7 protein-coding genes and 1 pseudogene are annotated in these 6,582 nt (G+C 68.8%); 6 read left to right on the forward strand and 2 right to left on the reverse strand.

Annotation, left to right across the window (positions count from 1 at the left end):
• A pseudogene (locus tag AC1VAN_RS07620) lies at positions 1–717 on the reverse strand (indolepyruvate ferredoxin oxidoreductase family protein); the annotation flags it as partial.
• 171 nt (positions 718–888) lie between these two features.
• Here AC1VAN_RS07620 and AC1VAN_RS07625 point away from each other — a divergent pair.
• Positions 889–1,524 carry a tetratricopeptide repeat protein gene (locus AC1VAN_RS07625; protein ID WP_313443967.1) on the forward strand — a complete coding sequence of 212 codons (636 nt, stop codon included), beginning with the start codon at positions 889–891 and terminating at the stop codon, positions 1,522–1,524.
• Between the two features lie 69 nt (positions 1,525–1,593).
• Complete coding sequence (locus tag AC1VAN_RS07630; protein ID WP_032977992.1) at positions 1,594–2,580, forward strand: hypothetical protein; 987 nt, start codon at positions 1,594–1,596, stop codon at positions 2,578–2,580.
• Positions 2,581–2,629: 49 nt separating this feature from the next.
• Here the strand turns inward: AC1VAN_RS07630 and AC1VAN_RS07635 are convergent, their stop codons facing one another.
• On the reverse strand, positions 2,630–4,114 hold the full coding sequence (locus tag AC1VAN_RS07635) for an AAA family ATPase (RefSeq protein WP_025875996.1): 1,485 nt from the start codon (positions 4,112–4,114) through the stop codon (positions 2,630–2,632).
• A gap of 123 nt (positions 4,115–4,237) precedes the next feature.
• Here AC1VAN_RS07635 and AC1VAN_RS07640 point away from each other — a divergent pair, with 123 nt between their 5' ends.
• The 4 genes from AC1VAN_RS07640 to AC1VAN_RS07655 all read left to right on the forward strand — a co-directional run.
• Complete coding sequence (locus tag AC1VAN_RS07640; protein ID WP_025875994.1) at positions 4,238–4,867, forward strand: ParA family protein; 630 nt, start codon at positions 4,238–4,240, stop codon at positions 4,865–4,867.
• A gap of 37 nt (positions 4,868–4,904) precedes the next feature.
• Complete coding sequence (locus AC1VAN_RS07645; RefSeq protein ID WP_480985561.1) at positions 4,905–5,381, forward strand: SixA phosphatase family protein; 477 nt, start codon at positions 4,905–4,907, stop codon at positions 5,379–5,381.
• Between the two features lie 4 nt (positions 5,382–5,385).
• On the forward strand, positions 5,386–6,003 hold the full coding sequence (locus AC1VAN_RS07650; protein ID WP_480985562.1) for a YceI family protein: 618 nt from the start codon (positions 5,386–5,388) through the stop codon (positions 6,001–6,003).
• Positions 6,000–6,582, forward strand: a 583-nt coding sequence (locus tag AC1VAN_RS07655; protein WP_480985563.1) for a phospholipase D-like domain-containing protein, incomplete at its 3' end; no start/stop codon positions are given. The genes AC1VAN_RS07650 and AC1VAN_RS07655, both read left to right, overlap by 4 nt.

Consider the following 6,582-nt stretch of genomic DNA (forward strand, 5'->3'; position numbering starts at 1 on the left):
CTCCGGCAGCACGATGCGCCGGGCCAGCGGATCAACCTCGACCGAGGCCGACGATTCCACCGTCTCGGCGATCGTCTTGAAGCCGACCCAACGCCCGGTGTAACGGCTCATCGCCCAGCCGAGCAGGCCCATGTCGAGGATGTCCTGCACGCCGGCCGGGTTCAGCACCGGCATCATCGCGCTGACGAATTCGTCCTCGCTGCCATGCGGCAGGGTCGAGCTGCGGCAGGCATGGTCATCGGCGGCCAGTGCCAGCACACCACCATGGCGCGACGTGCCGGCGGCATTGGCGTGCTTGAACACGTCGCCGCAGCGGTCCACGCCCGGGCCCTTGCCGTACCACATGCCGAACACGCCCTGCACGTTGGCACCGGGGAACAGGTTGGTCTGCTGGGTACCCCACACCATGGTGGCGCCCAGGTCCTCGTTGAGGCCCGGGGTGAACTTCACCTTGGCCGTTTCCAGGTGCTTGCGCGCGCGCCACAGTTCCAGGTCGAAGCCGCCCAGCGGGCTGCCGCGATAGCCACTGATGAAACCGGCGCTGTCGATGCCCGCAGCTTCGTCGCGCAGGCGCTGCATCAGCGGCAGCCGCACCAGCGCCTGCACGCCACTCAGGTAGATCCGCCCTTCGTTGCGGGTGTACTTGTGGTCGAGCGTGTAATCACGGTCGAGCAGGTCGGCGGAAGCGGGCGAGGTGAGTTGCGCGGTACTGGTCATGGCTGGCCTGTCAGGATCGGCTGGCACCGGCCGCGCAGGTGCACGCGGCGGGAAAGGCGCGAATTGTAACAGTGGGGGGCCAGGGCCCCCGGCACTCGCGCCGGGGCCGTGCTGGGGTTAGGATCGGGGAGAGAGAGGGAGGGTTGGTGTTTCAACCTTGGGGGAATTGGGATGTCAGTTGCAGGACAGTTCCTGGCCGGCGTGTTGCTGGTTTCGGGAGCGGCCACTGTGTGGGCCGCGCCGGCATTGCCGGCACCGCAGGAGTTCTATTTCGACAGCGACGCCGCTGCCGCGCCGATCACGGTGGTGCAGGGTGAAGGCGAAGACCTGGTGGCACAGCTGCTGAAGCATCGCGAGCGTGGCCGCAAGGGGCTGGAAGCCACGGCGCAGCTGGCGTCGGTGGCCATCGCGCAGGGGCGCGCGGAACTGGGCGACAAGCTCTATCGCGAGGCACTGGCCGAGGCGCCGGTGCAGAGCGCGCTGGGCCGCAGCGTACGCTGGAACTATGGCTGGGACCTGTTGCGGCAGGGCCAGGCGCTGGCCGCGCTGGAACAGTGGCAGGCCGCTGCCAGCACCCTGCGCAGCAATCCGGGCTGGGTACCGCCGAGCTATGCGTTGGCGCTGTGGCGGGCCGGCCAGCAGCAGGAGGCGGTGAAGTGGTATGCCGCCGCCGTACGGACCGAGCCGGGGCAATGGCGCGACAGCAGCCATTACGCGCAGCTGTTGCCGCAATGGCGCGACGACGAACGCGCGACGTTGGCCGAAGTACAGCAGGCCTGGCTGGCCGCGCCTCCAGCCTGGCCCTGACAGCGGCCGGCCGCTGGCGGCGTGCAAGGGGGCCTACAATGGTTGGCCCTTCGCTGCCATGAGCTCCGGATGCGCCAACGCGCTACCTTGCTGTTGTTCCTGTCGCTGCTGCTGCCAGGGGGGCTGAATGCTCAGGACCGGTCCGTGCCGGACTGGCTGCAGCCGGTCGTCACCCGCATCGCCGCCCTGCAGGCCAGCGATGTCCCGGCCGAGCGCTGGCAGGGGGCCGAGTTGTCGCTGGCATTGGGCGTAAAGGCCGATGGCCAGCGCCTGACCGATGCCGATGCACTCACGCCGGTTTTCCTGGACGCCTGGCAGGCCGCGCCAGCGCACCGCTTCCACCGCCACCGCCTGTTGCGGCTGTGCCAGGGCACGCTCACCTGCGGTGACCCCGTCGGTCGCAATCTTGGCTTGCCCACGGCTGCGCCCACAGGTGCCGGGCTGTTGCCGGCACTGCTGGAGGCGCAGCGTGCGGACGATCAGGACAACGGCGAGGGCGCGTGGCAGGCGGTGCAGGTGGCCTGGCGGTTGGAAGAAGTCGGCATGGCGACACAGCAGCTGCGCGCCGCCGCGGAACGGCAACCGTTCGGTGATGGGACGCGGCGGCTGCTGGCGATGCAGCTGCAGGCGCTGGCAGGGGTGTCGTTGTCCGACACGCCGCTGGAGGAGGCGGACCGCAGCCCGCGGCAGATCGTCGAAGACGCCCTGCTGGGGTCGCTGGAGGAACGCACCTTGTGGGACTTCGCCGGCATTGCGCTGTGCGGGCAGGCACAGCACAGCGCAACGTGCAGGAGGCTGGCCACGCAGATGACAGCCAGTGGCGATCTGGGTCTGCAGGAACTGGCACTGCGGCTGGTGCCCGCCGATCCTGATGCCCAGCGCGCACTTGACTGGCTGCAGTGGCAACAGCTGAGTGCGCGGCGGCGGGGGCTGCCCGCCGGCTACCTGCAGCGCGCCGCGCGCGAAGGCACGACGGCAGCCATCAGCCGCCTGTTGCAGGAAAACGGTCTGCCGCTGACCCCGCCCGCTGGCTGGAGCCCAGACACCGCACCCTGACCGACAGGGAATCCACGCCCTGCGTGGATGGACGCGGTGGCGGCGACCTTCAGTCGTCCGCGGACACCGTGCGCCCCGACGCCCATTCCCGCAACGCCGCCACCTGCTCGGCCATCAGCACCGACAACGGCCGTGTCGTGCGGATCTCGCCCATCAGCAGTTCGGTATCCAGTGGCCGGCCTTCGGCATGCGCCGAATACAGCCCGGCCACGATCGCCTGCTCGATTTCCGCACCGGAAAACCCGTTGGCCGCTGCGGCCAGTGCGGGCAGCGCGAAGTCGTCGGCATTGAGCTGGCGCCGTCCCAGGTGCAGCCGCAGCAGTTCCACGCGCACATCGGCCGAGGGCAGGTCGACGAAGAAGATCTCGTCGAAGCGGCCCTTGCGCAGCAGCTCGGCCGGCAGCTCGTGCACCTGGTTGGCGGTGGCCACGATGAACACCGGCGCCTTGCGCTCGGCCATCCAGGTCAGCAGGTAGCCGAGCACGCGGCGCGACACGCCGCCATCCTCGGTGCCGGTGGCCAGGCCCTTTTCGATCTCATCCATCCACAGCACGCACGGCGCCAGCTGCTCGGCCGAGGCCAGTGCCTGGCGCAGGTTGGCTTCGGTCTCGCCGTGGTACTTGTTGTACAGCGCGCCCACGTCCAGGCGCAGCAGCGGCACGCCGAAGCCGGCGGCGGTGGCCTTGGCCAGCATCGACTTGCCGCAGCCCTGCACGCCCAGCAGCAGCATGCCGCGCGGCGGGTCCAGCCCGGCCGGTGCCGAGCCGGCGATGAAGGCGACGCGACGCTGGTTGATCCAGCGCTTGAGCCGGTTGGCGCCAGCCACATCGCCGAAGCGCGCGCTGTCATGTTCAAAGAACAGGTGGCCGCTGCGGTTGAGCAGCTCGAACTTCAGCCGCGCCAACTGCGGCAGGTCGTCGTCGCGCAGCGCGCCATCGGCATAGATCAGCTGCCGCGCGATGCGCCGCGCATCGACCAGGCTCAGGCCCTGCAGGTTCTTCAGGATCTTCTTGACCGCCTCGCTGTCCACTTCCACCCGGCGCCCGCCGTGTTCGCGTGCATAGGCATCGGCTTCCTCGCGCAGCATCTTCAGCAGTGCATTGGCGTCGGGCAGGCGCGGGTTGAAGCGCACCGCCAGGGCTTCCAGTTCGGCGGGCAGTTCCACCTTGGCGCCGATCAGCACCAGCACGTGCGGTTCGCTGTGGCGGCGCTGGATCAGGTCGCGCAGGGCACGCTGGTGGCTGGCGTAGCCCAGGTAGGGGTGGAAATCGAGCAGCAGGTACACGCCGCGCTGGTCGGCCTGGCGGATCATCTGCAATGCGGCACTGGCATCGGGCGGACCGACCGGCTCGTCCTCGCGCTCCAGGTCGATGCGGCGCAGGCCTTCGGTGATCGACCAGCGGTGCAGGGCCCGCCAGACATGCATCAGCGTCTGYCGGAACAGCTCGACGATGCGACCCTCATCCTGGGTCTCGACCACGATCAACGGCGTGTTGGCGCGGATCAGTGCGCTCAGGTCCTGCAGTTCGCTCATGGCGGTTCGATCCTTCGGGGGYGCCACGATAGCAAAGGCCGGGGGCACTGGTTCAGCACGGCTCTACCTTCCGTCACCATCGGCGGTGTACGCTCGGGGCACGTACCCGGAAGCGAGGCTGGCATGAAGACGATCCTGGTGGCCGGTTCCAAGGGCGGGGTGGGCAAGACCACCATCGCCACCCACCTGGCCGCGTACGCGGCATTGCAAGGCAAGGCCACGGTGATCGCCGATGCCGACCCGCAGGGCTCCAGCACCCGCTGGGCACAGCGCCGGGCCGGGCTGGAAAGCGCGGTACTGCCGATCGACGTGTACCGCAAGAAGCAATGGGCGCAGAAGCTGCCCGATGGTACCGATACCGTGGTGATCGATGCACCGGCCGGCGCGCTGGCCGACGATATCCCGCATTTCCTCGACGCTGCCGATGCCGTGGTGGTGCCGGTGCTGCCCTCGGCACTGGACATCGAAGCCATCGTCGGCTTCCTCAACAGCCTGGCCCAGGTACCGCGCGTGCACAGCCGCAAGCTGCCGGTCGGGCTGGTGCTGAACCGCACCAAGCCCTGGACCCAGACCTCGCAGCAGGCCCTGCAGATGCTGGCTGACTGGCCCTATCCGGTGGTCGCCCAGCTGCGCGACAGCCAGAGCTATGTGGTCATGACCGGCCTGGGCCGCAGTCTTTTCGATTACCGCTCCGCCCAGGTGCGCGAGCACCAGGCCGACTGGGAACCCCTGTTGTCCTGGCTGAAGCTGTAACAGCCGTAGGTCTCCATCCCTTCATTGGAATCCCGCAATGCGCGAACTGATCCTGCTCCGCCACGCCCACGCCGAACCGGCCACCACCGGCCAGGCCGACCTCGACCGGCCGTTGTCGCCGGTGGGGCTCGCTGAAGCCGAAGCCGCCGGCAAGTGGCTGAAGGAGAACAACCTGCTGCCGGACTGCGTGCTGTGTTCACCGTCGCGGCGGACCCGCGAAACCCTGGAARCGGTGATGGCAGCCATCGGCTATGTCGAAAAGCGCCTGGAAGACCGCATCTACGAGGCCACCCCCGGCACCCTGGCCGCGCTGGTGGACGAGCGCCGTGACCTGGACCGGGTGCTGATCGTCGGCCACAACCCCGGGCTGGAGCAGCTGGTGGCGCTGATGACCGATGGCACCAGCAGTGATTACCGTGGCATGCCGCCGGGCGGCGTGGCCGTGCTCGGGTTCGCCCGCGAGGCGACGATCGAGCCGGGCGTGGCCAGCCTGAACGCCTTCTGGTGGCCGTGAGCCGATGAGGTTGGCGTTGCCGGGCCGCTGTCTGCTGCCAGTCGTTCTGGCCATCGGCCCGGCCTGGGCTGCCGCACCGCCACCGACCGCGCTGCCGGCGGTCGTGGCCGAACCGCCGCGTACGCTGCAGCTGGATGTGGTGCGCTCGCAGATCGGTTTCGAAGTCCGCACCCGCTTCGGCCAGCGCATCGAGGGCGTGTTCCCCCGTTTCGAGGGGCGTATCGAGGTGCTGTCCGATGGCCGCCACCAGGTCCACCTGAAGATGTTCACCCGCACCGTGGAGATTCCCGGCAAGGACCGCTATACCGGCTGGATGCGCGGCCCCGAGTTCTTCGATGCCGGCCGTTACCCGTTCGYGGAGTTCGACTCGCTGCCGTACTGGCCGGAGACGGTTGCCGAGGGCGGCGGTATCGACGGCCGGCTGACCCTGCGCGGGGTCAGCCATCCGGAGACGCTCAAGGTCGAGAAAGCGGAATGTGCCCGACCCGGCTATGATTGCGACGTCGTCAGCCGCGGTACCGTGCAACGAGGTCGGTATGGCATGGACAGCTGGCAGCTTGCCTTGAGTGACCGAGTGACTTTCGTATTGCGTGCGCGCCTCAGCGAGGCGCCGAAACCGTGAATCCCTTGCTGCGTGTATTGGCGCTGGCAACCGTGTTGCTGGGCAGCGGCTGCGCGTCGCTGTCGCATGCCCAGCGTGATCGCGCCGAGGCGATTGCCGTGCAGGCGCGCTCGACCCAGGTCGATTGCCAGCAGGCCGACCGCTGCGCGCTGGATTCGCCCCTGCGGGCACTGGCCGGCCGGGCGTTCAGCGAATCGACCCCGGACCAGCCGCGGCACTACGCCACCCTGCTGGACGAGGGCGAAGGTGCGCTGGTSGCGCGSCTGAACCTGMTSCGCAGCGCCACCCGCAGCATCGACCTGCAGACCTACATCTTCGACAAGGACGACAGCGCCCGCCTGGTCATCGACGAGCTGCTGGCGGCGTCGCGGCGCGGGGTGAAGGTGCGGCTGCTGATCGACCAGCTTTCGGCGATCTCCGACCTGCAGATCCTCGGCGCACTGGCCGGTGCCCACGAGAACTTCCAGCTGCGGGTCTACAACCCGACCTTCGGCAAGGCCCGTCTGAACTACTTCGACTATGCCGGCAGCGTGCTGTGCTGCTTCCGCCGCTTCAACCAGCGCATGCACAACAAGCTGC

This window comes from Stenotrophomonas sp. 05L44_2, assembly GCF_056665995.1.

Bases quoted from the DNA above. Each gene is read 5' to 3' on its own strand.
- AC1VAN_RS07630 (WP_032977992.1), top strand. From the start codon at position 1,594: ATGCGCCAACGCGCTACCTTGCTGTTGTTCCTGTCGCTGCTGCTGCCA.
- AC1VAN_RS07625 (WP_313443967.1), top strand. From the start codon at position 889: ATGTCAGTTGCAGGACAGTTCCTGGCCGGCGTGTTGCTGGTTTCGGGA.
- AC1VAN_RS07640 (WP_025875994.1), top strand. From the start codon at position 4,238: ATGAAGACGATCCTGGTGGCCGGTTCCAAGGGCGGGGTGGGCAAGACC.